22 protein-coding genes and 1 tRNA gene are annotated in these 25527 nt (G+C 72.7%); 7 read left to right on the top strand and 16 right to left on the bottom strand.

What is annotated here, in order from left to right:
* Window positions 1-46: 46 nt before the first annotated feature.
* The 4 genes from MLUT_RS12475 to MLUT_RS12460 all read right to left on the bottom strand — a co-directional run bounded on the left by MLUT_RS12475 (window position 47) and on the right by MLUT_RS12460 (window position 3394).
* Complete coding sequence (locus tag MLUT_RS12475; RefSeq protein WP_010079617.1) at window positions 47-976, bottom strand: spermidine synthase; 930 nt, start codon at window positions 974-976, stop codon at window positions 47-49.
* Window positions 973-1536 carry a GNAT family N-acetyltransferase gene (locus tag MLUT_RS12470; RefSeq protein WP_010079618.1) on the bottom strand — a complete coding sequence of 188 codons (564 nt, stop codon included), beginning with the start codon at window positions 1534-1536 and terminating at the stop codon, window positions 973-975. The genes MLUT_RS12475 and MLUT_RS12470 overlap by 4 nt, the downstream gene beginning before the upstream one ends.
* Window positions 1537-1644: 108 nt before the next feature.
* The gene (locus MLUT_RS12465) at window positions 1645-2022 is read right to left on the bottom strand and encodes a thiamine-binding protein (protein WP_010079619.1); all 378 of its coding nucleotides are present in this window, start codon (window positions 2020-2022) and stop codon (window positions 1645-1647) included.
* Window positions 2023-2053: 31 nt separating this feature from the next.
* Window positions 2054-3394, bottom strand: a complete 1341-nt coding sequence (locus tag MLUT_RS12460) for an Nramp family divalent metal transporter (RefSeq protein ID WP_010079620.1) — start codon at window positions 3392-3394, stop codon at window positions 2054-2056.
* A gap of 432 nt (window positions 3395-3826) precedes the next feature.
* Between MLUT_RS12460 and pta the strand changes: the two genes are divergently transcribed.
* Window positions 3827-5902, top strand: a complete 2076-nt coding sequence (gene pta, locus MLUT_RS12455) for a phosphate acetyltransferase (protein ID WP_010079621.1) — start codon at window positions 3827-3829, stop codon at window positions 5900-5902.
* A gap of 20 nt (window positions 5903-5922) precedes the next feature.
* The gene (locus MLUT_RS12450; protein WP_010079622.1) at window positions 5923-7089 is read left to right on the top strand and encodes an acetate/propionate family kinase; all 1167 of its coding nucleotides are present in this window, start codon (window positions 5923-5925) and stop codon (window positions 7087-7089) included.
* A gap of 128 nt (window positions 7090-7217) precedes the next feature.
* Here MLUT_RS12450 and MLUT_RS12445 read toward each other — a convergent pair whose 3' ends face one another.
* From MLUT_RS12445 to MLUT_RS12425, 5 genes are all read right to left on the bottom strand, one after another.
* Window positions 7218-8972, bottom strand: coding sequence for a dipeptide ABC transporter ATP-binding protein (locus MLUT_RS12445; protein ID WP_010079623.1), 1755 nt, complete (start codon window positions 8970-8972; stop codon window positions 7218-7220).
* Between the two features lie 2 nt (window positions 8973-8974).
* Complete coding sequence (locus tag MLUT_RS12440; RefSeq protein WP_010079624.1) at window positions 8975-9967, bottom strand: ABC transporter permease; 993 nt, start codon at window positions 9965-9967, stop codon at window positions 8975-8977.
* Window positions 9964-10968 carry an ABC transporter permease gene (locus MLUT_RS12435; protein ID WP_010079625.1) on the bottom strand — a complete coding sequence of 335 codons (1005 nt, stop codon included), beginning with the start codon at window positions 10966-10968 and terminating at the stop codon, window positions 9964-9966. Before MLUT_RS12435 ends, MLUT_RS12440 begins: the two co-directional genes overlap by 4 nt.
* A gap of 136 nt (window positions 10969-11104) precedes the next feature.
* Window positions 11105-12787: an ABC transporter substrate-binding protein gene (locus MLUT_RS12430; protein WP_012750701.1), complete on the bottom strand. Its 1683-nt coding sequence runs from the start codon at window positions 12785-12787 to the stop codon at window positions 11105-11107.
* A 154-nt stretch (window positions 12788-12941) separates the two neighbouring features.
* Window positions 12942-13865, bottom strand: a complete 924-nt coding sequence (locus tag MLUT_RS12425) for a glycerophosphodiester phosphodiesterase (protein WP_010079628.1) — start codon at window positions 13863-13865, stop codon at window positions 12942-12944.
* A 100-nt stretch (window positions 13866-13965) separates the two neighbouring features.
* On the opposite strand from MLUT_RS12425, the gene MLUT_RS12420 reads away from it, so the two are divergent.
* On the top strand, window positions 13966-15243 hold the full coding sequence (locus MLUT_RS12420; protein WP_010079629.1) for a DUF445 domain-containing protein: 1278 nt from the start codon (window positions 13966-13968) through the stop codon (window positions 15241-15243).
* Between the two features lie 105 nt (window positions 15244-15348).
* Here the strand turns inward: MLUT_RS12420 and MLUT_RS12415 are convergent, their stop codons facing one another.
* The 3 genes from MLUT_RS12415 to MLUT_RS12405 form a co-directional block, all read right to left on the bottom strand.
* A complete protein-coding gene (locus MLUT_RS12415) occupies window positions 15349-16218 on the bottom strand; it encodes a hypothetical protein (protein ID WP_010079630.1) in 870 nt (289 codons plus the stop codon).
* A gap of 33 nt (window positions 16219-16251) precedes the next feature.
* Window positions 16252-16977, bottom strand: coding sequence for an alpha/beta hydrolase (locus tag MLUT_RS12410; protein ID WP_010079631.1), 726 nt, complete (start codon window positions 16975-16977; stop codon window positions 16252-16254).
* 61 nt (window positions 16978-17038) lie between these two features.
* Window positions 17039-17111: transfer RNA gene (locus MLUT_RS12405), tRNA-Lys, on the bottom strand.
* Between the two features lie 158 nt (window positions 17112-17269).
* On the opposite strand from MLUT_RS12405, the gene MLUT_RS12400 reads away from it, so the two are divergent.
* The 3 genes from MLUT_RS12400 (at window position 17270) to MLUT_RS12390 (ending at window position 19751) form a co-directional block, all read left to right on the top strand.
* Window positions 17270-17944, top strand: coding sequence for a hypothetical protein (locus MLUT_RS12400; RefSeq protein WP_010079632.1), 675 nt, complete (start codon window positions 17270-17272; stop codon window positions 17942-17944).
* A 139-nt stretch (window positions 17945-18083) separates the two neighbouring features.
* On the top strand, window positions 18084-18710 hold the full coding sequence (locus MLUT_RS12395; RefSeq protein ID WP_010079633.1) for a hypothetical protein: 627 nt from the start codon (window positions 18084-18086) through the stop codon (window positions 18708-18710).
* Between the two features lie 15 nt (window positions 18711-18725).
* The gene (locus MLUT_RS12390; RefSeq protein WP_010079634.1) at window positions 18726-19751 is read left to right on the top strand and encodes an inorganic phosphate transporter; all 1026 of its coding nucleotides are present in this window, start codon (window positions 18726-18728) and stop codon (window positions 19749-19751) included.
* A 92-nt stretch (window positions 19752-19843) separates the two neighbouring features.
* Here the strand turns inward: MLUT_RS12390 and pstB are convergent, their stop codons facing one another.
* The 4 genes from pstB to MLUT_RS12370 form a co-directional block, all read right to left on the bottom strand.
* Window positions 19844-20623, bottom strand: a complete 780-nt coding sequence (gene pstB, locus MLUT_RS12385; RefSeq protein WP_010079635.1) for a phosphate ABC transporter ATP-binding protein PstB — start codon at window positions 20621-20623, stop codon at window positions 19844-19846.
* An 85-nt stretch (window positions 20624-20708) separates the two neighbouring features.
* Window positions 20709-21890 (bottom strand): phosphate ABC transporter permease PstA, encoded by a 1182-nt coding sequence (pstA, locus tag MLUT_RS12380; protein WP_041779770.1) that lies wholly within the window; start codon window positions 21888-21890, stop codon window positions 20709-20711.
* 1 nt (window position 21891) lies between these two features.
* Entirely contained in the window at window positions 21892-22851 is a 960-nt protein-coding gene (gene pstC / locus MLUT_RS12375) for a phosphate ABC transporter permease subunit PstC (protein ID WP_002856092.1), read from the bottom strand.
* Between the two features lie 136 nt (window positions 22852-22987).
* Complete coding sequence (locus MLUT_RS12370) at window positions 22988-24106, bottom strand: phosphate ABC transporter substrate-binding protein PstS (RefSeq protein WP_010079636.1); 1119 nt, start codon at window positions 24104-24106, stop codon at window positions 22988-22990.
* 226 nt (window positions 24107-24332) lie between these two features.
* Between MLUT_RS12370 and MLUT_RS12365 the strand changes: the two genes are divergently transcribed.
* Entirely contained in the window at window positions 24333-25502 is a 1170-nt protein-coding gene (locus tag MLUT_RS12365; protein WP_010079637.1) for an FUSC family protein, read from the top strand.
* Window positions 25503-25527 lie beyond the last annotated feature (25 nt).

Below are 25527 nucleotides of genomic sequence, written 5' to 3'. Positions count from 1 at the left end.
CGGGCGGACCCGGCCGAGTGCCTCCAGTCTACGCCTCGGAGCCCGTCTACGCCTCGGAGCCCGGGACGAGCCCCGTGATCCCGGGCGAGACGCCCGCGGGGAAGCCGCGTGGATCCTCCGCGAGCCGGGCCGGGAAGGCGTCCGTGCGCAGGGCGCGGGCCAGGCGGTCGCGGGGATCGGCGCCGGGCGGGGCGTCCGCGGCGGGGCGGGCCACGGGGGCGTCCGAGGCCGCCACGATGACGTTGCCGCGGCGCCGCCCCTTGAGCATGGGCGGATCCGCGATCACCTCGACGTGCTCGAACGCGGCGACGACGGCGGCCACGTCCGCCCGCACCCACGTCAGGTCCGGCCCGCCGCCCACGTTGAGCACGTACAGCCCGCCCGGGGCGAGGACCCGCGCGGCGGCGCGGGCCGCGTCCAGGCCGGTGAAGCCCGGCGGGGTGATGTGGCGGGCGCCGGTCAGGTCCGTGGGGTCCGGGGCGAAGACGTCGCGGATGATCAGGTCGCGGCTGGCCGGGTGGGCCGTGGCCAGGACCTCGGCGGCGTCGGCCACGCGGATGCGCAGGGCCGGGGCGCGGGGCAGGCCGAAGCGCTCGCGCGCGAGGGCGGCCAGGCCGGCGTCGATCTCCACCGCGGTCTGGTGGGAGCCCGGGTACGCGTGGTCCACCCAGCGGGCGAGCGCGCAGCCCGCCCCACCCAGGTGCAGGGCCCGCAGCGGCGTGGGCTCCGGCCAGTGCGCCCGGACGGCTGCGGCGGCCCAGCGCATGTACTCGAAGGCCATGCGCTCGGGGCGCTCGGGGTCCAGCGGGGAGGACTCGACGCCGTTGACGTAGAGGATGAACGCGCCCGGCTCGAAGGCGTCCTCGCGGATCTCGGCGGTGCCGTGGGTGATCGCGTGGACGCCCGGCTCGATCCCGGCGGGGCCGGCGGATCCGCCCGCGGCCCGGCCCCGGCGCGCCGACGACCGGCGGCTCACGCCGCACCGCCGTCGTGCGGGAGGCGGCGCACCATCAGCTGCTCGTGCAGGCCGGCCCACGGGCCGGTCATCGGCTCCGGCGCCCCCACGGCCGCGAACCCGTGCTTGGCGTAGAACGCCACGGCCCGCGGATTCTCGGCGAGGACGCGCAGCATCGCGGGACGCTCCCCGACGACGGCGTCCAGCAGGCGCGCTCCCACACCGGTCCCGTACGCCTCGGCCAGGACGTAGAGCACCATGAGCTCCGCATCGGGCAGGTCGGCGGGCGATGCGGGCGCGTCGTCCGCACCCGTCCGGCCCGTCTCCGCCGCCGAGCGACGGGGCCCCGCGAGCGCCACGCCGAGCAGCCGGCCGCCGTCGTCGGCGACCCAGAGGTCCCGGTCCGATCCGATCAGCGCGGTCCACGCGGGCACGTCCTCCGGGATCCGGGCCTCGATCGCGTCCAGGTGCGCGGACGGCAGGAGCGCGCCGTAGGCCTCCCGCCACGACCGCGCCTTGACGCGCAGCAGCGCCTCGACGTCCCCGGGGGCGGCGGGGCGCACGGTCACGGGCTCAGGCACGGGCTGCTCCTCCGGGCCGCCGGCGCGGCGGCCACTTCTCGAACGAAAGCGCCTCGGCACGCCGCCGTTTCCCGAACGAAAGCGTCCGGGGGGCAGCGGGGAGAGGGGTCACCCGGCGTCGCCGTCGCGCGGGGCCGGGGTGACGCGCCGCTCCTCGTCCTCGGCGAGGGCCGACTCGAGACGCTCGAGCTTGCCGTCCAGCTCGCCGGTGTGGCCGGGGCGGATGTCCGCCTTCAGCACGAGCGAGACGCGGGAGCCGTACGGGGACACGGCGTCCACGGCGGCGCGCACGACCTCCATCACCTCGTCCCACTCCCCCTCGATCTCGGTGAACATCGAGGAGGTGCGGTGCGGCAGGCCGGAGGCGCGCACCACGGCGACGGCGGCCGCGACCGCCCGGTGCACGGACGCGGTGTCCGCGTCGCCGGGCAGGTGGTCGGCGTCGGCGGGTTGGCCGGAGGGGGCGACGGAGAAGGCGACGATCATGGCACCAGTGTGCCCCGCTCCCGCCGCCGGCTCACCCCCCGAGCACCGGCTGCAGGGCCTTCCACAGCTCGTTCACGCCGATCGCCACGAACACGGCGGCCGTCAGGCCCAGCAGCGTGTTGCGGATCCAGCCGTTGCGGAACTGGGCCGGCACCTCCTTCTTGTTGTTCAGGAACAGCAGCGTCACGGCCAGGAACGGCATGAACAAGGCGCCGAGCGTGCCGTAGAGCAGGATCAGGAAGATCGGGCGATCCAGGAACAGCAGGGTCATCGGCGGGAAGGTCAGCCACAGCAGGAAGAAGCGGCCCGGCTTCGAGGCCAGCGAGGGGGCGTCGTCCTGGTCGAGCTCGTCCGCGGGGCGGCGGAAGTTCGTCCAGAAGTCCGCGAACATCAGGGAGACGCCGTGCCACACGCCCAGAAGCGAGGAGAAGGACGCGGCGAAGAAGCCCACCAGGAACACCACGGAGTACGCCTGGCCGTAGCGCTCGGCGAGCACGTTGCCGACGTCGAGCAGGCCGCGGTCACCGGAGGAGATCGCCAGGCCGGCCGAGTGGAGCAGCTCGACGCCCATGATCATGGTGGCGATCACGAAGATGCCGGTGAGGATGTACGACGTCGCGTTGTCGAACTTCATCACCCGCATGTACTTCGGGACGTTCCAGCCCTTCTCGCGCAGCCAGTAGGCGTACGCGCCGAGGGTGATGGTGCCGCCCACGCCGCCGGCCAGGCCGAGCACGTAGAACATGACGTCCGGGTCGCCGGACGGGATGCGCGGGACCAGGCCGGCGAGGATGTCGCCCACGTTGGGGGCGGTGAGCGCCGCGGAGAACAGGACGGTCAGGAACATGACGCCGATCAGCACCGTCATGAGCTTCTCGATCAGCCCGTACCGGTTCAGCCACACCAGGCCCAGGCCCACGAGGCCCAGGCCGATCGCGTAGACCTTCATGTCCACGCCCGGGAACAGCGCGGCCAGGGGCAGCGCGGCCGAGCTCATGGCGGTGGCGCCGTACACGAAGCCCCAGATCAGGATGTAGGGGCCGAAGTACCAGGAGGTCCAGGAGCCCAGCGAGCGCCAGCCCTGGAAGATCGTCTTGCCGGTGGACAGGTACCAGCGGCCCACGCCCTCCACGAGCACGATCTTGAAGATCACGCCCAGGATCACGGCCCACAGGAGCATGTAGCCGTAGCGGGAGCCGGCGGTGAGGGTGGCCACGAGGTCCGCGGCGCCCACGCCCGTGGCGGCCGCCACGATGCCGGGTCCCAGCGAGTTCCTCTTCGGCCGGATGGGGGTCTCGTTGAGCTCGGCGTCCGTGAACCCGATGATGTCGGGGTTGTGCACGGGGCGGCCGCGGTCTGCTGTGTGGGCCATGGGGGTTCCTCATCGGTCGGGCGCCCGGTGGCCACGGAGGACGACGACGGCGCGCGGCCGGCGGCGTGCACCGCGTCCGGGGATGCCGGGGCGGGGGTGCGAGTGATGTCACTCCTATCACGTGGGAGCGAGACACGCGTCACCCATGACGGTGCGGGGGCTCCCATTTCCCACACGAAAGCACCGATCGTTTTCGTGCGGGAAACGGGAACGAGGGTGCGAAAGCACCCCCGCGAAGGCTCCCGTTTCCCGCACGAAAGCGGCGTGGGAGGCTCCCGTTCCCCGCACGAAAAGGGCTGGTGAGGGGAGGCGGCGGGGGCGGGCCGTCGTCGGGAGGCCGTGGGTACTGTGAGGAGCGTCCGTGCCCCCGCGCACCCGCCTCCGCCCACTCGTCTCCCCCGCCCCCGCTCCCCCGCCTTCGGAAGGTCCGCGATGCCCCAGGGAATCTTCGTCTCCACCACCTCGACCGGCGCCGGCAAGTCCCTCGTCAGCCTCGGGCTGGCGGACTCCCTCTACCGGCGCTCCGGCACGGTGGGCTACTTCCGCCCCGTGGTCCCCGGGGAGGACGTGGAGGCCGACCCCATGGTCCTGCTCATGCGCGAGCAGTTCGGCCTCACCGCCGAGCAGGCCCGCGGCGGGCTCACCGCCGCCGAGGCCCGCACCCTCATGGCCGAGGGCCGCGGCGACGAGGTCCAGCAGCGCTGCGTGGAGCAGTACGACGCGATGCGGGCCGCGTGCGGCGTCGTCGTGGTGGAGGGCACCGACCTGATCAGCCCGGACCCGGCCGCCGACCTCGACCTCAACGCCCAGCTGGCCCGCAACCTCGGCACCCCGGTGGTCGCCGTGGTCTCCGGCGCCGAGATGACGCCGGAGCAGGCCGCCGACGTCGTGGACCTGGCCCGCCGCACCCTCGACGACGCCGGCGTGGAGCTGCTGGCCGTCATGGTCAACCGCGCGGACCCGCGGCAGCTGGACGCCGTGGGCGCCGCCGTGCGCCCCGGCCGGCACGCCTGGCCCGTCTACGTCCTCCCCGAGCTGCCCGAGCTCGCCCACCCGTCGGTGGCCGAGGTGGCCGCCGCCCTGCGCCTGGAGCAGGTGGCGGGCCAGGAGACGCTGGACCGCGACGTCACCGAGGTCAAGGCCGTCTCCATGGAGGGCGGCAACTTCCTCGAGGTGCTGCGGGACGGCGCGCTCGTGATCGTCTCCGGGGACCGCTCGGACGCGATCCTGGCCACCGTCGCCTCCTCGCTGACCCCGGACTTCCCCACGCCCTCCGGCATGATCCTCACCAACGGGATCCTCCCCAACCGCCAGCTGCAGCGGCTCTACCTGGACGCCGCCTTCCCCGTGTTCGCCACGCACGACGACACGTTCACCACCGCCGCCAAGGTCTCCCGCGTGCGCTCCGAGCTCTCCAGCGCGCAGCCGCGCAAGACCGCCGCCGCGCTCGGCGCCTGGCACCAGCGCGTGGACGGGGACGAGCTGCTGGGCCGCTTCGACCTGCCGCGCTCCGACGTCGTCACCCCGCTGCGCTTCCTGCACGAGCTGATCACCCGCGCCCGCGCGGACCGCCGCCAGATCGTGCTGCCCGAGGGCGAGGACGCCCGCGTGCTGCGCGCCGCCGAGATCCTGCAGCGCCGGGACGTGTGCGACCTCGTGGTGCTCGGGCCCGAGTCCGCCGTGAAGGAGCTGGCCTCCCGCGAGGGCGTGGACCTGGCCGGGATCGACCTCGTGGACCCGGCCGACTCCCCGGACCTGGAGCGCTACGCGCAGGAGTACGCCCGCCTGCGCGCGCACAGGGGCGTGGACCTCGAGCGCGCCCGCGAGGTCATGCAGGAGGGCGCCTACTTCGGCACGATGATGGTCCACCTCGGCGACGCGGACGGCATGGTCTCCGGCGCCGCGCACACCACCGCCAACACCATCCGCCCGGCCCTGGAGTTCGTGAAGACCCGGCCCGGGGCGTCCATCGTGTCCTCGGTGTTCTTCATGCTCCTGCCCGACCGGGCCCTCGTCTACGGCGACTGCGCCGTGAACCCGGACCCGGACGCGGAGCAGCTCGCGGACATCGCCGTGGCCTCCGCCGCCACCGCCGCGCAGTTCGGCGTGGACCCGCGCGTCGCCATGCTCTCCTACTCCACGGGCGCCTCGGGCTCCGGCGAGGCCGTGGACAAGGTCCGCGCCGCCACCGAGCTGGTCCGCGAGCGCGCCCCGGAGCTGAAGGTGGAGGGCCCGCTGCAGTACGACGCCGCGGTGAACGCCTCCGTGGCCGCCTCCAAGATGCCGGACTCCGAGGTGGCGGGGCAGGCCACCGTGTTCGTGTTCCCGGACCTGAACACCGGCAACAACACGTACAAGGCGGTGCAGCAGTCCTCGGGCGCCGTCGCCGTCGGGCCGGTCCTGCAGGGGCTGAACAAGCCCGTGAACGACCTCTCGCGCGGCACCACCGTGGAGGACATCGTCAACACCGTGGCCATCACCGCCATCCAGGCCCAGGACCAGGGCTGACGCCCGGGAAGGACTCCGCCGTGCTCGTCCTCGTCATCAACTCCGGCTCCTCGTCCCTGAAGTACCAGCTCCGCGAGCTGGCCGACGACGGCGCGGACGGCCCCCGGCCCGTCCTCGCCAAGGGCCTGGTGGAGCGCATCGGCGTGCCCGGCTCGGACGTGCCGGACCACGCCGCGGCCCTGGAGCGGGTGGAGGCGGAGGTGTTCCGGGTGATCGGGGACCGCCCGATCGACGCCGCCGGCCATCGCGTGGTGCACGGCGGCGAGCGGTTCACCGCGGCGGCGCTCGTGACCAACGAGGTGATCCGGGCGATCGAGCGGCTCGCGCCCCTGGCCCCCCTGCACAACCCGGCCGCCGCGCAGGGCCTGCGCGCCATGACCGAGCGCTACCCGGACATGCCGCAGGTGGTCGTGTTCGACACCTCGTTCCACCAGACCATGCCGCGCGAGGCATGGCAGTACGCCCTGCCGGAGAGCGTCTACCGCGAGCACGGCATCCGCCGGTACGGCTTCCACGGCACGAGCCACGACCTCGTGGCGGGCATGGCCGCGCGGCACCTGGGCGTGGCCCGGGAGGAGTTCTCCGGGATCGTGCTGCACCTGGGCAACGGGGCCTCCGCGACCGCGATCCGCGACGGCGCCTCCGTGGACACCTCGATGGGCTTCACCCCGCTGGCCGGCCTGGTGATGGGCACGCGCACGGGCGACCTGGACCCCTCCGTGGTGACCCACCTGATGCGCACGCAGGGGCGCTCCGCGGAGGAGATGGACACCCTGATGAACAAGGAGTCCGGCCTGCTGGGCCTGGCCGGGCACGCGGACATGCGCCAGGTGGTCGAGGCCGCGGACGCCGGGGACCGCCGCGCCCGCACCGCCCTGGACGTGGCGAGCTACCGGCTGGCCAAGTACGTGGGCGGGTACCACGTGGCCGTGGGCGGGGCCCAGGCGATCGTGTTCACCGCGGGCATCGGCGAGAACTCGGCGCCGTTCCGGGCCCGCGTGGTGCAGCGCCTGGGCGCCCTCGGGGTGGAGCTGGACGCGGCGGCGAACGAGGCCGGGCTGTCCGGGGCAGGGGACGACGGCGTCGCCGTGATCTCCGCCCCGGGCTCGGCGATCCCCGTGCTCGTGATCCCCACGGACGAGGAGCAGGCGATCGCCCGGCTCACGTGGGAGCTGACCCGGGGCTGAGCGCCTAGCTCCCCCCGCCTGCGCCCCGGTCCCCTCGCCCCTTCCCCCGAACGACCGACGCCCAGCGACATCGCCGCCGGGCAGAACGGCGGTGATGTCGCTGGGCGTCGGTCGGGGCGCGCGCCGGCTCAGACGTGCTCGCCGTCGGCCTCCACCGCGATCCCCAGCTCGTTGCCCGGGATCGAGGCGAGCAGCCGCCGCGTGTACGGGTGCCGCGGGTTGGTGAAGACCTCCTCGGAGCTGGCCGCCTCCACCACCCGGCCGTCCTTCATGACGCACACGTAGTCGGAGATGAGCCGCACCACCGCCAGGTCGTGCGAGATGAACAGGTAGCTCAGCCCCAGCTCGTCCTGCAGGCGGCGCAGCAGCGTGAGGATCTGATGCTGCACGAGCACGTCCAGCGCGGAGACCGGCTCGTCGCACACGATCAGCTCGGGGTTCAGCGCGAGCGCCCGGGCGATCGCCACGCGCTGGCGCTGTCCGCCCGAGAGCTCGGCGGGGTACCGGCGGTGGAAGTGCGAGGGCAGGGCCACCTGGTCCATGAGCTCGAGCACGCGCGCCCGCCGCTGCCTGGCGTTGCCCCGCCGGTACGTCTGCAGCGGCTCCTCGATGATGCGGCCCACCGTGAACGAGGGGTTGAGCGAGGAGAAGGGGTCCTGGAACACGGCCTGCACGCGCTGCCGGAAGTCCTTGAGCCCCTCCCCCTTCAGCGCCAGCACATCCTTGCCCTCGAAGCGGATCTCGCCCGAGGTCGGCTCGATCAGCTTGAGCAGCATGCGCGCCGTCGTCGTCTTGCCGGAGCCGGACTCGCCGACGATCGAGACGGTCTTGCCGCGCGGGATCTTCAGGGAGACGTCCTTCGCGGCGGTGAAGTCCTCGTGCCCGCGCACGGGATAGACCTTCGTGAGGTCGCGGATCTCCACCAGCGGGGTGAGGTCCTGCTTCGCCAGGGCCACCGTGGTCAGGGCCGCGGTGTCGTCCTCGGCCAGTGCGGCGGGCGTGGGATCGAAGGCCTCGGGCAGCAGGCGGGCCGCCGCCACCGACGGCGCGGCCGCCACGAGCGAGCGGGTGTAGGCGTGCTGCGGGCCCTCGAGGATGGCCCGCGCATCGCCGGACTCCACCACGCGTCCGCGATGCATCACCACGAGCTGCTGCGCCCGTTCGGCGGCGAGGCCGAGGTCATGGGTGATCAGCAGCACGGAACTGCCCAGCTCGCGGGTCATCTCGTCGATCTGGTCCAGGATCACCTGCTGCACCGTCACGTCCAGGGCGGAGGTCGGCTCGTCCGCGATCAGCAGCTGCGGCCGGCACGCCAGGCCGATGGCGATCAGCACGCGCTGGCGCAGACCGCCCGAGAGCTCGTGCGGGTACTGCTTGGCCCGTCGCGCGGGCTCGGGGATGCCGGCGCGCTCCATCACCTCGACGACGGCGGCCCCCACGTCCTTCTTCGTCGCCATGCCGTGGGTCAGCAGGGTCTCCCCGATCTGCTGACCCACCCGGGTCACGGGGTTGAGGTTGGACATCGGGTCCTGCGGCACCAGCCCGATCCGGCGGCCACGGATGCGGCGCATCCGCGACTCGGGCAGGCCCACGAGCTCCTCGCCCGCGAAGCGGACGGAGCCTGCCGTGACCCGGCCGTTGCCGGGCAGCAGGCCGATCGCGGCCATCGCGGTGGTGGACTTGCCCGAGCCGGACTCGCCCACGATCGCCAGCGTGCCCCCGGCCGGGAGCGTGAGGGACGCGCCCTCCACGGCCTGCACGGTGCCCTGCTGGGTGGTGAACTCCACGTCCAGGTCGCGGATCTCCAGCAGCGGGGCGCCGACCGCGGGGACCGCGGGGGTCACGCCGGGGCCGGGTGCGCCGTCGTCGTGCTTGGGGTCCATGGTCAGCGCCTCCGGGAGGTCGGGTCGAGGGCCTCGCGCAGGGACTCGCCCAGCAGGGTGAAGCCGAGCGCGGTGATGGCGATGCACAGGCCGGGCAGGAACGCGAGCCACGGGTTGATGCCCAGCTCGGCCTGCGCGTAGGTGAGCATGCGGCCCCACTCGGCGGTCTCGGGGCGGCCGCCGCCGAGGCCGAGGAAGGACAGGGCGGCCGCGTCGATCACGGCCGTGGCCAGGGTGAGCGTGGCCTGCACGATCACGGGGCCCAGCGAGTTCGGCAGCACGTGGGACATCGTGATCCGTCCGCGCGAGAGGCCGAGGGTCTGCGCCGCGAGCACGTAGTCCGACCCCTTCTGCGTGAGCATCGAGGACCGCAGCAGCCGCGCGAACACGGGCACCTGCGCCACCCCGATCGCGATCATCACCGCGAACGGGGTCTGCCCGAGGATCGCCGCGATGGACACCGCCAGCAGCAGGTTGGGCACCGAGAGCAGGATGTCCACGACTCGCATCACCACGGAGTCCACCCAGCCGCCGAACGTGCCGGCCAGCAGGCCGAGCAGCATGCCGCCGGCCAGGCCGAACGCCGTCGAGATGACGCCGATGAGCAGCGAGGCCTGCGCGCCCCAGATCAGCTTGGAGAGCACGTCCCCGCCGAAGCGGTCCAGGCCCAGCGGGTAGCCGGCCACCTCGCCGGGGCCGGGCACGTGGGTGGGGCGGATCTCGCGCATGCCGGGTGTGGCCGTGCCCGCGTACGGGGCCAGCACCGGGGCGAGGACGGCCACGAGCACGAAGAGCAGCACGATCACGGCGCCGGCGATCGCCGCCGGGTTGCGGCGCAGCCGCTGGAACGCGGCGCCCCACACGGAGGTGCCGCGTGCGTCCGCGGCGGCCTCGGTGGTCGCCTGGGTGGCCCCGGCCTCGACGGGCGCCAGCGCGTGGTCGACGGCGTGCTCGGTGGGTCCGCCGCCGGGGCTGGGGGGCAGGTTCACGCTCATGAGACACGCACCCTCGGGTCGATGAGGCCGTAGGAGACGTCCACGACCAGGTTGATCAGCGAGTAGAGCAGGGCGATGAAGATGATGAAGCCCTGCAGCACCGGGAAGTCGAGCTGGAAGATCGCCTGGGCGAGGAACCGGCCGATCCCGTTGAACGCGAACACCGTCTCGGTGAGCACCGCCCCGGAGATCAGCAGGCCCAGCTGCAGGCCGAGCGTGGTGCTCACCGGCAGCAGGGCGTTGCGCATGATGAACCGGTCCCGGATCAGGCGCGGGGCCAGGCCCTTGGCGCGGGCCGTGCGCACGAAGTCCGCGTCCTGCACGTCCAGCACGGAGGCGCGGGTGATGCGCGCGATGATCGCCAGCGGGATGGTGCCCAGCGCGATGCCGGGCAGCACCAGGTGGGTCAGCGCGTTCAGGGCCGCGTCCCACTCGGCGGTGATGATGCCGTCCCACACGTAGAAGTTCGTGTAGTGGGTGGCGTCGATCCGCGGGTCCTGTCGGCCGTCCGTGGGCAGCCAGCCCAGCTTCACCGCGAACACCCACTTGAGGATGAACGCCAGGAAGAACACGGGCACCACCACGCCGATCAGGGACAGCACGACGGCGACGTCGTCCTGCCACCGGCCCACATGGCGGGCGGCCCAGTAGCCGAGCGGGATGCCGATGACCACCGCGAACACGATCGCGAAGATCGAGAGCTCCAGCGTGGCCGGGAAGCGGTCCGCGAACTCCTCGACCACGGACCGATTCGTCATGATCGAGGTGCCGAAGTCGCCGCGCAGCAGCCGCCCCATGTAGGTGGCGTACTGCTCGAGCAGGGGCTTGTCGAAGCCGTACGCCGCGTTCACCCGGGCCACGGCCTCGGGGGTGGCGCGGTCGCCGAGCAGGGCGGTGGCGGGGCCGCCGGGCAGGCTGCGGACCCACACGAACAGCAGGACGGACAGTCCGAACAGGGTGGGGATCAGCAGCAGCAGGCGCTTGCCGATGAGTCTGAGCACGAGGGGCCTCCATGCCGGCGCGGGGGCCGGGCCGGTCGGTGCGAGGGACAGGCGGTGACGGGCGGGCCCGCGACGACGGCGCCGGGGCGCGGCGCCGTCGTCGCGGGTGGGGCGGGTCGTCCCCGGCCCGCCGGGCTCACTCGGTCAGGTCGATCTCGTTGAAGACCTCGTCGTTGACCGGGCTCGCCGGGTAGGAGGCCACGCGCTTGTCGAAGGCCAGCGACGGGGCCGGGTGGGCGAGCGGGACCGCCGGGACGATCTCGGAGATCTGCTGGTTGATCTCCTGGTACTTCGGCGTCTGCTCCTCGAGCGTCGGGATCTGGCGGGCCTCCTCGAGGGCGGAGAACAGCTCCTCGTCGGTGAAGCCGAACTCGGGCTTCTCCTGGCCGAAGAACACGCCCACGAAGTTGTCCGTGTCGTTGTAGTCGCCGGTCCAGCCGAGCAGGTGGATGCCGTGGTCCGCGGAGCCCTGCACCTGGTCGAGGTAGTCCGGGCTCCACTTGGCCGGCTTCGCGTTCACCGTGATGCCCACCTCGGCCAGCTGGCTCGAGATGTTGGAGAACGCCTGCTCGGGGGTCGGCATGTACGGGCGCGAGACGCCGGTGGGGTAGTTGAAGTCGATCGTGAAGCCGTCCGGGTAGCCGGCCTCGGCGAGCAGCGCCTTGGCCTTGGCGGGGTCGTGCTCGTACGTGGTGACGTCCTCGCTGTACCCGTTCACGGACTTCGGGATGAACTGGGTGGCGGGCTCCGTGCCCTCGGGGAGGGTCTGCGCGATGAGGGCGTCCTTGTCGATCGCGTAGGCGATCGCCTGGCGCACCCGGACGTCCTGGAGCTCCTCCTTCTCCTGGTTCAGGCCCAGGTAGAGGATGGTGAACGGGTCGCGGGCCACCACGTTGAAGCCGGCCTCGGACAGGGCCGCGGTGTCCGCGGGGGCCACGAGGTCATAGCCGTCGATGTCCCCGGCCTCGAGCGCCTGACGGCGGGCCACCGGGTCGTCGATCACGCGGAAGGTGATGTCCGTGACCTCGCCGCCCTCGCCCCAGTAGTCCTCGTTGGCGGTGAGCTTGATGTCCTCACCCACGCTCCAGGACTCGAACTTGTAGGGGCCGGTGCCGGTGGGGTGGGCCCGGGCGTACTCGGACAGCTGCGGCGACTCGGCGGTGCCGCCCACCTCGTCCGCCTTGTACTCCTCGAGCGCCTTCGGCGACTGCATGGCGAAGGCCGGCAGGGACAGGGAGGAGATGAAGCCCGCGAACGGCTGCGCCAGCGTGATCTTCGCCTCGTGCTCGCCGGTGGCCTCGCACTCCTTGTAGACGGCGTCCTCGGGCTTGTCCGCGAAGCCGCGGAACAGCTTGCCGTAGTAGTACGAGAGGGTCTCCGACTGCTGGATGCCCGTGAAGTTGTACCAGCGGTCGAAGTTGGCGCACACGGCCTCCCCGTTGAACGGCTCGCCGTCGTGGAAGCGCACGCCCTCCTTCAGGGTGAAGGTGTGCGTGAGGCCGTCCTCCGAGGACTCCCAGGACTCGGCGAGCAGCGGCGCGGGGTCCGCGGTGCCCGGCTTCGTGCCCACGAGGCCCTCGAAGATCTGACGGGAGACCCGGAAGGTTTCGCCGTCGGAGGCGAAGGCCGGGTCCAGGGTCTTCGGGTCGGAGGACGCGGCGAAGATGAACGAGCCGTCCACCTGGGCGGCGTCGCCCCCGCCCGAGCCGCCGGAGCCGCCGCCGTCGCGCTGGCTCTGGGCGCAGCCGGTGACGAGCAGGGCGCCGGCCGCGGTGAGCGCGGCGGCGGACAGGAGTCGGTGACGCAGACGGGTGGCCATGGGGGCTCCTCCGGGAGAGGTCTCAGCCGAGACACGGGTGCGAGGGGACTGCGCCGTCGGATGTGACCTGGAGCACGGTCCTGGATGTGACTATAACCACCAGCGCGGGCAGGAACGCAACGCAGGCCGCGTCTGCGCGTGCGGCACGGCGCCCTCAGACCCCGGCGGGCGTCCGCTCCCGACGCGCGGCGGCCCGCTCGCGGACCCAGCGCAGCACGTCCGCCGGACGGTTGGTGGTGAGCTCCTGCACCCCCTGGGCGAGGAGGAACTCGGCATCCTCGCGCTCATCGACGGTCCACACGCGCAGCCGCCGCCCCGCCGCCAGCCACGCCTTCACGTCCGCCAGGTGCTCCCGCACGTAGGCCACGGAGGGCCCCGCCATCCCGGCCCGGCCGCGCCAGACGAGCGCCTCGGACCCGGCCAGCGACTGGCGCGCCGCCGCGCGCACCGCCGCCCGGCTCAGCGGCCCCCGCGCGAGCCGGGTCGGCAGCTCCGTCGGCATGAGATCCATCAGGGGGCAGAGGGGGTCCGTGCCGGCCAGCGGCGCCACGTGGCGCAGCGCGTCCGGGTGGAAGCTCATGAGGGACACCTGCACCTGACCCACCCGGCCGGTCTCCGAGTCCCAGCCGGCCCGCAGCAGCTCCCGCAGCACCCGCTCCTCGAGCTCATGCCCGAACGGGGAGGGGTGCTTGAGCTCCACGGCCAGGCGCAGCGGCCGGTCCGCGGCCGTCGCGATCGCCAGGAGGTCGGCCAGGGTGAGCACCTGCTCCCCCGCGCCGCCGTACGCAGCGGGCGGTGCCGTCGTCGTGGTGGATTCGGCCCCCGGACGCCGGGCGTGCCACGAGACGACGTCGAGGGCACGCAGACCCTCGAGCGTGTGGTCCGCGACGGCGCCGCGCCCGTCCGAGGTGCGGTCCACGGTGGGGTCGTGCCAGCAGACGACCTCGCGGTCCCGCGTGAGCTGGACGTCGCATTCGAGACCGTCCGCGCCCACGGCGAGGGCGTGGAGCATGGCGGCGCGGGTGTGCTCGGGGAAGGCGGCGGAGGCACCGCGGTGGGCGATCACGAGGGCGGGCACGCCGCCAGGCTAGGGAGCGCGTGTGCCGGCCACGTCACCGCAGGGTGCCCGGCTGGTTAACTGGTGGGGACCATTCGGTGCACGCGATCAGGAGCCTCCCGTGTCCTTCTCCCCCGACCCCGCCCAGCAGCTGCTCAGCGCCGGCGCCCTCGAACGCGCGGCGGGCCTGCGGCGCATGAAGGCCGTCGCCCTGGGGCTGCTCATCCTGCTGGCCGTGGTGTTCGTGGTCGCGTTCCCGTTGCAGGACGTCCACCCGGTGTGGGGCTACGTGCGCGCCGCCGCGGAGGGCGGCATGGTCGGCGCATTGGCGGACTGGTTCGCGGTCACGGCGCTGTTCCGCCACCCGATGGGTGTGCCCGTGCCGCACACCGCCCTGATCCCGCGGAAGAAGGACCAGCTCGGCGCCGCGCTGACCGAGTTCGTGCAGGAGAACTTCCTGGACTCGGAGGTCGCCCACGAGAAGGTCGACGGGCTGAAGGTGGCCGAGGCCGCCGGCGGCTGGCTGCGCCGTGAGGAGAACGCGGCCCGCACCGCCCGGGAGATCGCGACCGCGGCCCGGGGCGCCATGGCCGCGGCCGACGACGACGCCGTCCAGGAGCTGCTGCACCAGCTGATGGAACGCCACATGGTGGCCCCGGACTGGTCCCCCACGCTCGCGGGCGTGCTGGAGGACGTGGTGGCCGGTCGGCACCACGAGCGCGTGGTGGACCTCGTGGTCGCCCACACCGGGGACTGGGTGGCCGCCCACCCCGAGCTGTTCGTCGAGACGGTGCGCCGCCGCTCCCCCGAGTGGAGCCCGGACCTCGTGGACCGCCTCCTCGCCGAGCGACTGCACGCCGAGACCCTCAAGTACCTCGCCGGCATCCGCCGCGACCGGCAGCACGAGGCCCGCCGCGCCGTCGACGACTGGCTCGACCGCCTCGCCGACGAGATGCGGAACGAGCCCGCCACCCGCGCCTCGGTGGAACGGTTCAAGCGGAACCTGTTCGCGGACGAACGGCTGCGTGCATGGGCCGGGCGGGCCTGGGTCTCCCTGCGGGACTCGCTCCTGGATGCGCTCGAGGACCCGTCCTCCGACCTGCACCGCGCGCTCGTGGCCGCCCTGCGCGACCTCGGCGCCCGCCTGCAGGAGGACCCCGAGCTGCGCGACCGCGTGGACGGCCACGCCCGCCGCGCCGCGGCGTATGCGCTGAGCTCCTACGGCCCGGCAGTGACCGGGGTGATCGAGGAGACGGTCGCCCGCTGGGACGGCGAGCAGACCGCGCGCACCCTCGAGCTGTTCGTGGGCAAGGACCTGCAGTTCATCCGCATCAACGGCTCGGTCGTCGGCGCGCTCGCGGGCCTGGCGATCCACGGGGTGGCCACGCTGTTCCTCTGAGACGCGGCCCCTACCCCGCACTTTCGAACGTGAAATGGGGCGAATGGGCGCTTTCGAACGTGAGATTGGGCCTCTCTCACGTTCGAAAGCGCGGGGACGAGGCCGTCAGGCGGCGGGCTTGTCCTTCTCGTCCTTGCCGCCGGGCAGGGCGCGACGGATCGCACCGAAGACGCCGCCGTCGTCCTTGGTGCCATCGGCGCGCCCCTGTGCGGCGCCCTCGCGGATCTCGCCGGGGATCACCATCGGCAGGGGGCTGAAGAGCTCCGCGGCGTTCTCCATCACGGCCTTGCCCATGGCGCGGTTGCCCACGCCGCCGATCACGGCGCCCACGCCGAACGGCACGGCGCGGCCCACGAAGCCGGCACCCTGCCGCAGGCGCATCTTGCGCATGAACGTCCTCTTGAGGCGATCCACCACGAACGCGCTGATGCCGGTGCCCGATGCGGTGCCCGCGAGCGCGTTGAGGCTGGACTGCGGGTCGTAGGGACGGCCGGCCTTGGCGGCGGCCTCGCGGAGCAGCTCCTTGGCGTCGTCGCCGAGCATGAGGCCCATGACGAGGGCCTGGGCGCGCTGCGGGTCCTGCGTGGTGATGCCGTGCAGCTCGGCGAGGGACTGCGCGTAGAGGGCGGTGGCCTCCATGAAGCCGGCGACCGCGACACCGGACAGGCCGAGCGCGGCCACGGTGCCGATGCCCGGGACGATCGCGGTGCCGCCCACGGCGGCACCGGCCCCCGTGACGGTGGTCAGGTACTGCTGCCCGAGCCGCTCGGCGAGACGCTCCGGGCTCTCCCCCGGGTGCTTCGCCGCCATGCGCTGGATGTTCTTCAGGACCAGGGGGCGCTGGACCGCCAACACCGTGGAGAGGGCCTTCTCGAAGCCCTCCGTGGGCTCGCCGTTCTCATCGAGTGCCGACTTCAGCCCGAAGTCCTTCACCTTCCCGGACGCGTACCGGCCGATCGTCGAGTTCTTTGCCATGCGCGCCACAGTATCGGCGCGCGACCCCCGCGGTCAGGACCCGGGCGTCGCCGCGCGCAGGGAGTGCTCGAGGAAGATGCGCACGTCACGGACCTCGTCGGGGCCGGTCCCGTGCAAGATCCCGGGGTAGGTGCGCACGGTCAGGCGGGTGTGCTCCTCGGCCCACGCGCGGGTGTGGGCGACGGCGTCCGGATGGATCACGGGGTCCTCGGCGTCCCGGCCCCAGAAGAACGGGCGCGGGCCCGGTCCCTCGGCCGGGGAGTCGAGCATGGCCAGCAGCTCGTTGTCGACGGCGAAGCCGCTCAGGCCCACACCGCAGGTGAACGCCTCGGGACGCAGACGCAGGACCGTCGTCGCCATGGCCATGCCCTGGGAGAAGCCGAGCACCGAGACCGTGCGGAAGCCGGCCGCCACGACCTCCTCGGCGGAGAGCACGTCGAACACGCGGTGGGCGGCGGCGAGCACCTGGGCGAAGTCGGACTGCAGCAGCAGGTCGAGCAGGAACCAGCCGTGTGCGCCGGGGTCGCCCGGGCCCTCGGAGGCCGTCTCGTCGATCTCGAAGCCGCCGCGCACCGCCAGGCCGGTGCACCGCTCCGGGAGCATCGGGAAGTGGCGGCGCGCCGCGCGGACCTCGTTGGAGCCGTAGCCGTGGAACACGAGCACCAGGTCCGTGCCCGCGCGCTCCGCCGGCGGGCGCGACCACACCACGCTGTGGCCGGAACTGATCGTCTCGGTGACTGGTGTGGGCGTGGGGCTCATGGCTCCATCCTAGGGAGGGCCCCCGACCGGGCATCGCGCCGGGTCAGGGGCCGTTCTCCGGTGGGCCCTGCGGGGATCGAACCCGCGACCGGCGGATTAAAAGTCCGATGCTCTGCCAGCTGAGCTAAAGGCCCCCACCCGCGGCCGACGACGACGGCGTGCGGCCGACGACGGCGACCCTCACGGGTGCCCTCCGATGGTAGCCCAGGCGTCCGGGGCACTACCGTGGACGGGGCCGCCGCCTCCGGCGACCACATCCCCACCCCGATGCGCCCTCGAAGGGAGCCCGCCCATGGCACGTCACCGCCTGCCCGCCGGCCGCGGCGCCAGCTCGAGCGCCTCGGGCGTGCTGCGCCCCCACCGGCCCCGCCTCTCGGAGCCGCAGGAGCTCACGCACTTCGCCGGCGGCGAAGACCCGCAGGAAGTGGCCGCGGCGGCCTCGCGCCTGGCCCACGCCCTCGTGGCCGGCGGCCGCGCGGAGGAGGACCCGGCCGTCGTCGAGCGGCTGGTCGGGCTGGTCCGCGAGCTGGGCGTCGAGACGCTCGCGGAGCTGTGGGCGGACGCCCCGCCCGTCTCGCTCGCCGGCGCCCTGTGGCGCCTGTACGTGCTCCAGGAGGCGACGGCCCGCGACGGCGAACGCTGGGCCGCCTGGTACCGCGCCGGGCACGCCGCCTACGCCTCGCGCGTCGTGGCGGGCGCCGTCGAGCCGCCGGGGCCGGCCGAGCTGCGCCGCCTCACGGACACGATCCTCACGGGCGCCTACCGCTCCGAGATCGACGTCGCGTTCGAGCGCGCCGCGGCCTACGCCCGCGTCGTGGCCCTGGGCCAGGTCGAGCACGCCGAGGGCTCCGAGGCCGCCGCCCCGGACCGCGCCGCCGCCCTCACCCGCCGGGCCGCGCGCCTGGTCAGCACCGCCGACGCCCTGGAGGCGGCGGGTCGAGCGTTTCGGGACGGATCGCTAGACTGAAGGGGACGGCGCCGGGCCGCTGGTAACCCCGGGCTCCAACACACAGCCGCTGCGAGCGGCCTTCCGCCGAGAGGCGTTCCCGGTCTGGCGTCGTCGTCGACCCCTTCGCCACCCGTCGACGAGAGAGCGACCGCTGCCCATGTCCCCCCGCATGCCCTGGCTCGTCACGCGCGACACCCCGGCGCTGCGTCACATGGCAGACCTCGCCGAGGCCCTGCACCGGTCCGTGCATCTGGTGGCCCAGGTCGCAGGGACCCGCGGACCCGAGGCGGACCGTGCCGCCCGTGAGCTCGAGGAGCTCGACTCGTCCTCGAGCGCCACCCTCATGGCCTTCCTCACCGCGCTGCGCAGCGCCTACGTGACTCCGCTGCCCCGTCAGGACCTCTACCGGCTGGCCAGCGGCGTGCACGCGGCCACCCGGCGCGTCGTGTCGGCGGGCGTGCTGATCCAACGGGCCGACCTCGAAGAGCTGCCGACGCACGCCCTCGACGTCCTCGAGACCGTGGGCCGGCAGGCCGAGCTGCTCGCCCGCAGCGCCGCCGAGATGCGCGACCTCGACGCCCTGGAGGCCACGTGGATGCAGCTGCTGCGCGCCTCCCGCCGCACGGAGCGGATCATGGTCGAGTGGCTCGCCGACCTCGGCATGGACCTGCTGCAGCGCGACTACAACCGCCAGCGCGAGGTCGCCTGGGCGCTGCACGCGGCACTCGAGGCCCTCTCCCGCGTGAACATGGACCTGGGCATGGTGCTCGTCCGTGAGTCCTGAGCCGGTGGAGGCGCCGTGACCGCGGGGCTCGCCGTCGTCCTCGTGCTGCTGTGCGCCGTCGGCGCGCTGATGGGGTTCCGCGACGCCCCCAACGCCGCGGCGCTGCCTGTCCGGTACCGGGCGCTGACCCCGCGCGGGGCCCTCCTCCTGACCGGGGCGGTCAACACCGTGGGCGCCCTGCTGGGCATCGGGCTCATCACGCTGAGCGTGCACTACTTCACCTCGCCCGCGGTGCGCAGCGAGATCGGCCCCCTGGCCGTGGGCGTGTCCTGCGCGGTGACCCTCGTGTGGGGTCTGCTGCTGTGGTGGCGGCGCCTGCCCAGCTCCAGCACGCACGCGCTGATCTCCGCGCTGGCGGGCAGCCACCTCGCCGTGCGCCTGAGTCTGGACGTCGACGTCGCCCACACCATCTTCGACCTCGTCCGCGCCGAGGTGCTGCTCAGCCTGCTGCTCTCGCCCCTGATCGCATGGGCGCTCGCCCGCCTGCTCACCGCCCCCGCCATGCGGCTCGCCACCCGGGGCACCACGGTCAACGTCCAGCACCGGGCCCGCGTCGCGTTGGGCATCTCCGCCAGCGCCATGGCCATGGGCCACGGCCTGCAGGCCGGTCAGCGCATGGGGGTGCTGTGGGCCGCCGTGCTGGTGGGGTCCGGGTCCGTCCTGGCGCCGGACGCCCTGACGGCCGAGTTCGTGGGGGGCGCGTTCCTGTTCGCCTTCGCGGTCGGGCTCGGCACGCTGGGTGGCGCCTGGCGGATCGCCTGGACCCTCACCGAGCGTCTCGTCCGCCTCGACCCCCTGCGGGCGTCCGTGGCCGCCGTCATCCCCGCGGGCCTGCTGTTCGTCGGATCCCTGGTGTTCCACCTGCCCCTGTCCTCCACCCACACGGCGACGGCGGCCATCGTGGGTGCCGGCCAGACGCAGACCTACGCGTCCGTGCGCTGGCCCACCGTGCTGCGCGTGGTCGGCTGGTGGGTGCTCACGCCGGTGGCCTGCGCGCTCCTCGGCCTCCTCGGCACGCTGGCCCTCGTCCCGCTGGCCTGAGGCCGCGCCCGACGACGACGCCCGGCCCCGCAGACGCCGCGACCCCGCCCGGCGTGCGGCCGGACGGGGTCGGGGATGGAGCGCGGGACGGCTCAGCCGAAGCGGCCGGAGACGTAGTCCTCGGTCTGCTGGCTCGAGGGGTTGTTGAAGATGACGTCGGTGTCGTCGTACTCGATCAGCTTGCCGGGCTTGCCGACGCCCTGGATGTTGAAGAACGCGGTCTTGTCCGCCACGCGCGCGGCCTGCTGCATGTTGTGCGTGACGATGATGACCGTGTACTCCTCCTTGAGCTCGTTGATCAGGTCCTCGACGGCGAGGGTGGAGATCGGGTCGAGCGCGGAGCAGGGCTCGTCCATGAGGATCACGTCGGGCTGCACCGCGATGGAGCGGGCGATGCACAGACGCTGCTGCTGGCCGCCGGAGAGGCCGGAGCCGGGCTTGTCGAGGCGGTCCTTGACCTCGTTCCACAGGTTGGCGCCGCGCAGGGACTTCTCCACGAGCTCGTCCGCACGGGACTTGTTCAGGCGGGTGCCGTTGAGCTTGTAGCCGGCCAGCACGTTGTCGCGGATGGACATCGTGGGGAACGGGTTCGGGCGCTGGAAGACCATGCCGATCTGGGAACGGACGCGGACCGGGTCCACACCGGGCCCGTAGATGTCCTCGCCGTCGAGCAGGAGCTTGCCGTCCACGGTGGCGCCGGGGAGCACCTCGTGCATGCGGTTGATGCTGCGCAGGAAGGTGGTCTTGCCGCAGCCGGAGGGGCCGATGAAGGCGGTGACGGAGCGGGGGGCGATGTCGATGTTGACGCCCTCGACGGCCTTGAACTTGCCGTAGAAGACATCGACGTCGATGGCCTGGATGCGCTTGGACATGAGGCGGGGTTCCTTCTGGAGTCGCTGGGGAGCGGGAGAGTCTGCGAGGGGTGGCCGCCCCGGCGTGGGCCGGGGCGGCCGATGGTCAGCGGCCGGTCTTCGGGGCGAAGGCCCGGGCGATCAGACGGGCGGCCAGGTTCAGCATCATGACGATGAAGACGAGGAGCAGGGCCGCGGCCCAGGCGCGGGCCGTGGACGGATCCGCCGCGGTCGGGGAGAGCGGCGAGACCAGCTGACGGTAGATGTACACCGGCAGCGCCGTCATCCAGTCGTCGAACGGGTTCCAGTTGACGCTCTGGGCGAAGCCGGCCGTCACGAGGATCGGCGCGGTCTCGCCGGCGACGCGCGCGATGGCCAGCGTCACGCCGGAGGCGATGCCGGAGATCGCGGTGGGCAGGACCACCTTGGCGATGGTCTGCCACTTGCGCACGCCCAGGGCGTAGGCGCCCTCGCGGAGCTCATTCGGCACCACGCGGAGCATCTCCTCGGTGGAACGGACGACCACGGGGATCATCAGCACGGAGAGGGCGATCGCGGCGCTGAAGCCCATCTGGACCGTCTGCAACGCCTTCGACTGGCTGCCCATCGTGAGCGTGAGGACCCACGAGACCGCGGCGTAGGCGAAGAGGCCTGCCACGATCGAGGGGATGCCGGTCATCACGTCCACGAAGAACACGATGGCGCGGGAGAACCAGCCGCCGCGGCCGTACTCCACCAGGTAGATGGAGGTGAGCATGCCGATCGGCACGGAGATCAGCGTCGCGATCAGCGTGATGAGCACGGTGCCGAGGAGGGCGTGGCCGAAGCCGCCGGGCAGGTCGCCGGCGGGCATGCCCACCTCGACCCAGTTGGCGTCGGCGACGCCGGTGACGCCCTTCATGTCGTACGCGATCAGGTGCGGGTTGGAGATCAGCGTCGGCAGGCCGGTGGCGATCACGGACCAGAGGACCGAGATCAGCGGGGCCAGGGCGATCAGGAAGGCGAGCCACACGAGGTGCCGCCACAGGCCGTCCGTGGCGCGCCGACGGTTCTCCAGCACGCGAGTGGCCCCGTACATGCCGATCACGAACAGGACGGCGGTGATGACGAGGAACCCGGCGACGTTGAAGCCGTCCGCGAGCAGCAAGGTGATGAGCGCGCCGAGGACGATGGCCCCGGCCGCGACGACCATCCAGGTCCAGCCCGGCATCTGACCGCTGGTCAGCGAGTTCGTCCGCGGGCTCTGCAGGCCCCCCTCGGGGCGCGTGGTGGTTGCTGTGGTGCTCATGTCAGTTGGCCCCCGAGAATTCCTTGTGCTTGTTCACGATCGCTCGGGCGATCATGTTCACCGCGAGGGTGATGACGAAGAGCATGAGGCCCGCGGCGATCAGCTCGTGGAGGCGCATGCCGAAGGCCTCCGGGAAGTTCAGGGCGATCTCCGACGGGATCGTCTGGTTTTTGCCCGACTCGACGAGCGACCAGGCGAACACGCCGCCCGAGAGCACCATGGTCACGGCCATGGTCTCGCCCAGCGCGCGGCCCAGGCCGAGCATGATCGAGGAGACGATGCCGGCGCGGGCGAACGGGAAGACGGTCATCTTGATCATCTCCCAGCGCGTGGCGCCGAGGCCGAGCGCGGCCTCCTCGTGCAGCTTCGGGGTCTGCGTGAAGATCTCGCGGCAGAGCGCGGTGATGATCGGCAGCACCATGACCGCGAGCACGACGCCGGACGTCAGCAGCGTGCGGCCGGTGGTGCTGGCACTGCCGGAGAAGAACGGGATGAAGCCGAGGTACTTGTTGAGCCAGGCGTAGATCGGCACCATGAGCGGCGCCAGGGTCAGCCACCCCCACACGCCGTAGACCACCGACGGGATGGCGGCCAGCAGGTCGATGACGAAGCCGACCGGCTGGGCGATGCGCCGAGGGGCGTAGTGCGAGATGAACAGCGCGACGCCGACGGCGACCGGGGTGGCCAGCAGCAGCGCGATGATGGCGGCCATGACCGTACCGGCCATGAGCGGCCAGACGTACTGGAAGAAGGAGTCGGCGGACTCGAGCTCGGCGCCGGGCTTGATGGCCGGCCATGCCTCCCCCACCAGGAAGATGGCCACGAAGGCGAGGACGAGAAGGATCAGGACGGCGGACGCCAGGGCGAAGCCGGAGAAGATGCTGTCTCCGGCGGTGCCGCGACGCGAGCCGCGCAGCGACGTGGACGAGCCCTTGGTCGTCTCGACGGCAGGTGAGGTCACGGTGCTTTCCCTCGATTGCGGGGTCAGGGGGCGGGGATGGGCCGTGCGGGACGGTGCCCGGAGGCGGCTTCAGCCGCCGGGCCCCAGCAGGGGCTCGGCGGCCGAAGCGGAGGGACGATCAGGTCGAGGACCTGGGTCAGCCCTGGACGGAGATGGCCTCGATGCGCTTCATCGCGGCATCGCGGGTGGCCGCGGTGATGGGGGCGTTGCCGGCGGCCTCCTGGGCGGCCTTCTGGCCGTCCTCGGACACGACGTACTCGCCGAAGGCCTTCACCTGGTCCACGGTCTCCTGCGAGTCGTACTGGTTGCAGTAGATGTGGTAGGAGACCAGCACGACGGGGTACACGCCCTGCTCGGTGGTGGCACGGTCGATCTCGAGCGAGCCGTCCTCCTTCTCCTCCGAGGTCTCGACCAGCTTGGCGGCGGCCTCCGGGGACTCCTTCACGTACTCGTCGCCGACCTTGACGTCGACGGTGCCCAGGGTGCCCACGGCCGAGGCGTCGGTGTAGGTGATGGCGCCCTCGGTGGAGGAGGCCTGACCCACGACGCCCTTGGTGCCCTGCGCGGACTCGGCGGTGATGTCGGACGGCCACTCCTCGGCGACCTCGTAGGTCCAGGCCTCCGGGGCGGCCTCGGAGAGGTAGGACACGAAGTTCTTGGTGGTGCCGGACTTGTCCGAGCGGTGCACGACGGTGATGTCGGTGTCGGGCAGCTCGACGCCCTCGTTCTGCGAGGCGATGGCGTCGTCGTTCCACTTCTTGATCTCGCCCGAGAACACCTTGGCCACGGTCTCCGCGTCCATCTTGATGTCCTCCTTGACGGAGGGCAGGTTGTAGGCGATGGCGATCGGGGAGACGTAGGCGGGCACGTGGAAGGCGCCCTGGTCGCCGCAGACCTCCTTGGCCTTGTCGGCCTCCTCGTCCTTCATGGCGGAGTCGGAGCCGGCGAAGGAGACGGCGCCGGCGAGGAACTTCTCGCGGCCGGCGCCGGAGCCGTCCGGCGAGTACTGCACGGTCAGCTCGGGGGCGACCGAGGTCACGCCGTCGGCCCACGCACCGATGGCGGACTCCTGCGAGGTGGCGCCGGCGCCCTTCAGCTGGCCCTTGGCCTCGAAGGTCGCCTGCTCGGAGCCGGTGTCCCCGGCGGCGGAGGAGGACGAGCCGTTGTCGGTGTTGCCCGCGGAGGAGCAGGCGGTCAGGGCGATGGCGGCCACGGACAGGAGGGCGGCGGAGCGGCCGAAGCGGTGAGCCTTCACGAAGAGCCTCTTTCAATCGGATGACGACGGTGAGGGCAGAGCGTCCGGCTGGCCCGGTTCTGCACCGCACCCGACCGTACGGTCCAGAGGTGAATCGAGTGCTCGGCCGGGGTGAACAGATGGTGAACGGGAGCGGCATTCGCAGGAATGATCTGTGCCGTGGGCCACAATGCTTGGTTGAGCCTCGCACGGCGGGGGCACCGCGGCGTCGGACTAGGCTGGCCGCATGACGGACCGCTTCGCCACCGCCACGGGCACGGTGCCGATGGTCGACCCCCAGACCCGCGGGGAACGTCTCGGCCGCTTCCTGCGTCGGCGCGCCCGTGCGGGCTGGTCCCGCGTCCGCTCCTCCGTGGGCCAGGCCGCCCTCGTCGCTGTCTGCGCGGTGGGCGCCTACTGGTTCGCGGAGGCCGTCCTGGGCCACCAGCAGCCCCTGTTCGCCTCCACCGCCCTACTGATCGCCCTCGGCTTCCAACGGGAGCCGAAGCTGCGCAAGGTGGCCGAGGTCGCCGTCGGCTGCACCGTCGGCATCCTGATCGGGGACCTGCTCATGGTCGGGCTCGGCCGCGGCCTGTGGCAGGCCTCGGTGGTCCTGTTCGTGTCCGTGATGGTGGCCCGGTTCCTGGACTCCGGCGCCACATTCACGATGCAGATGTCCCTGCAGTCCGTCCTCGTGGTCCTCCTGCCCACCGGCACGGGAGGGCCGTTCGTCCGCAGCCAGGACGCGATCGTGGGCGGCGTCCTGGCCCTGCTCGTCACGTTCCTCTCGCCCCAGGACGTGCGCCGTCCCGCGGTGCGTCAGCTGGGTGGACTCTACGACTCGATCGCCACGGTGCTGCGCGACCTCTCCCGGGCCCTGCGGGAGAACGACTCCCGCACCGCCTGGATGGCGCTGGTGGCCAGCCGCGGCACGCACACCACGCTGGAGGCGCTGCGCAAGGAGCTGCGCGTCACACATGAGCAGACCGTGTTCAACCCGCTGCACCGCTCCTCGCGCTCCTTCGTGGAGGACGCGGTGAACGCGGCGGACCGCTCGGATCTGGCGGTGCGCTCCCTGCGGATCGTGGCCCGGCGGGTGGTCTCGGCCCTGGACGAGGGCGTGCTCGACGACGACGACCGCGAGCGCCTGGCCGCCTGGTTCGACGACGCCGCGGACGCCGTCGAGATCCTGCACCGCTCCCTCGTGGAGCCCCAGGCCGAGGGCCGCCATCGCTCGCTGTCCGTGGCGCGGGACGCCCTGGGGGCGTCCGCCTCCGCGTTGGACCCGCACCAGCTGGGCGGCGGATCCGTGCACGGCGAGGCGCTCGTGATGCTGCTGCGGCCCATGATGGTGGACCTCATCGAGGCCACGGGCGCCGAGCACGACGAGGCGCGGGCCTACCTGCCCCGCGTCTGAGCCCGACGGCGGAGCGCGGCCCCGG

Origin of the sequence: Micrococcus luteus NCTC 2665, from assembly GCF_000023205.1 — a bacterium.
Classification (GTDB): Bacteria; Actinomycetota; Actinomycetes; order Actinomycetales; family Micrococcaceae; genus Micrococcus; species Micrococcus luteus.
The sequence above is the reverse complement of the archived record's forward strand: the minus strand, read 5'-3'. Positions and strand labels throughout refer to the sequence as shown.

Coding starts and splice junctions, on each gene's coding strand:
- MLUT_RS12410 (WP_010079631.1), bottom strand. CDS start 16,977: ATGAGCCCCACGCCCACACCAGTCACCGAGACGATCAGTTCCGGCCAC.
- pta (WP_010079621.1), top strand. CDS start 3,827: ATGCCCCAGGGAATCTTCGTCTCCACCACCTCGACCGGCGCCGGCAAG.
- pstB (WP_010079635.1), bottom strand. CDS start 20,623: ATGTCCAAGCGCATCCAGGCCATCGACGTCGATGTCTTCTACGGCAAG.
- MLUT_RS12395 (WP_010079633.1), top strand. CDS start 18,084: ATGTCCCCCCGCATGCCCTGGCTCGTCACGCGCGACACCCCGGCGCTG.
- MLUT_RS12400 (WP_010079632.1), top strand. CDS start 17,270: ATGGCACGTCACCGCCTGCCCGCCGGCCGCGGCGCCAGCTCGAGCGCC.
- MLUT_RS12465 (WP_010079619.1), bottom strand. CDS start 2,022: ATGATCGTCGCCTTCTCCGTCGCCCCCTCCGGCCAACCCGCCGACGCC.
- MLUT_RS12365 (WP_010079637.1), top strand. CDS start 24,333: ATGACGGACCGCTTCGCCACCGCCACGGGCACGGTGCCGATGGTCGAC.
- pstA (WP_041779770.1), bottom strand. CDS start 21,890: ATGAGCACCACAGCAACCACCACGCGCCCCGAGGGGGGCCTGCAGAGC.
- MLUT_RS12440 (WP_010079624.1), bottom strand. CDS start 9,967: ATGAGCGTGAACCTGCCCCCCAGCCCCGGCGGCGGACCCACCGAGCAC.
- MLUT_RS12445 (WP_010079623.1), bottom strand. CDS start 8,972: ATGGACCCCAAGCACGACGACGGCGCACCCGGCCCCGGCGTGACCCCC.
- MLUT_RS12415 (WP_010079630.1), bottom strand. CDS start 16,218: ATGGCAAAGAACTCGACGATCGGCCGGTACGCGTCCGGGAAGGTGAAG.
- MLUT_RS12430 (WP_012750701.1), bottom strand. CDS start 12,787: ATGGCCACCCGTCTGCGTCACCGACTCCTGTCCGCCGCCGCGCTCACC.
- MLUT_RS12460 (WP_010079620.1), bottom strand. CDS start 3,394: ATGGCCCACACAGCAGACCGCGGCCGCCCCGTGCACAACCCCGACATC.